The organism is Microbaculum marinisediminis, from assembly GCF_025397915.1.
GTDB lineage: Bacteria > Pseudomonadota > Alphaproteobacteria > Rhizobiales > Tepidamorphaceae > Microbaculum > Microbaculum marinisediminis.
This window is the reverse complement of sequence record NZ_JALIDZ010000024.1, coordinates 1-1,176: the sequence shown is the minus strand read 5'-3', so window position 1 is coordinate 1,176 and position 1,176 is coordinate 1. Positions and strand designations below refer to the sequence as shown.

The following is a 1,176-nucleotide window of genomic DNA, read 5'->3' as shown; positions in this document are numbered from 1 at the left end:
TCGATGATCTTGGATACGACGCCGGCGCCGACGGTGCGGCCGCCCTCGCGAATGGCGAAGCGCAGACCGTCCTCCATGGCGATCGGCACGATCAGCTCGACCGTGATCGCCACGTTGTCGCCCGGCATCACCATCTCCGTGCCTTCCGGCAGGTGCACCACACCCGTCACGTCCGTCGTCCGGAAGTAGAACTGCGGACGATAGTTGGTGAAGAACGGCGTGTGACGGCCACCCTCCTCCTTCGTCAGGATGTAGGCCTCGGCCTGGAACTTCGTGTGCGGCGTCACCGAGCCCGGCTTGCACAGAACCTGTCCGCGCTCCACGTCCTCGCGACCCACGCCACGCAGCAGCGCGCCGATGTTGTCGCCCGCCTCGCCGCTGTCCAGCAGCTTGCGGAACATCTCAACGCCCGTGACCGTCGTCTTCGTCGTCGGCCGGATGCCAACGATCTCGACTTCCTCGCCGACCTTCACGATGCCACGCTCGATGCGGCCGGTCACCACCGTGCCGCGGCCCGAGATCGAGAACACGTCCTCGATCGGCATCAGGAACGCGCCGTCAACCGGACGCTCCGGCTGCGGGATGTAGTCGTCGACCGCATCCATCAGCGCCTTGATCGACGCGGCACCGATCGTGTCGGGCTCGCGGTCCTCGAGGGCGGCCAGCGCCGAACCCTTGACGATCGGGATCTCGTCGCCCGGGAAGTCGTAGGCCGACAGAAGCTCGCGCACTTCCATCTCGACGAGCTCCAGGAGCTCCTCGTCGTCGACCTGGTCGACCTTGTTCATGTAAACGACGATCGCCGGAACGCCGACCTGGCGGGCGAGCAGGATGTGCTCGCGCGTCTGCGGCATCGGGCCGTCGGCCGCGTTAACAACCAGGATCGCGCCGTCCATCTGCGCCGCGCCCGTGATCATGTTCTTCACGTAGTCGGCGTGACCAGGGCAATCCACGTGCGCGTAGTGCCGCTTATCCGTCTCGTATTCGACATGCGCCGTCGAGATCGTGATGCCGCGCGCCTTCTCCTCAGGCGCAGCGTCGATCTGGTCGTACGCCTTGAACTCGCCGAACTGCTTCGTGATCGCAGCCGTCAGCGTCGTCTTGCCGTGGTCAACGTGACCAATCGTGCCGATGTTGCAGTGCGGCTTCGTCCGCTCAAACTTCCCTTTGGCCATC

At 65.3% G+C, this 1,176-nt stretch carries 1 protein-coding gene; it reads right to left on the bottom strand.

Going from position 1 to position 1,176, the window contains the following annotated elements; genetic code table 11:
• Positions 1-1,175, bottom strand: a 1,175-nt coding sequence (tuf, locus tag MUB46_RS24110; RefSeq protein ID WP_261618527.1) for an elongation factor Tu, incomplete at its 3' end; no start/stop codon positions are given.
• Between the last annotated feature and the right edge of the window lies 1 nt (position 1,176).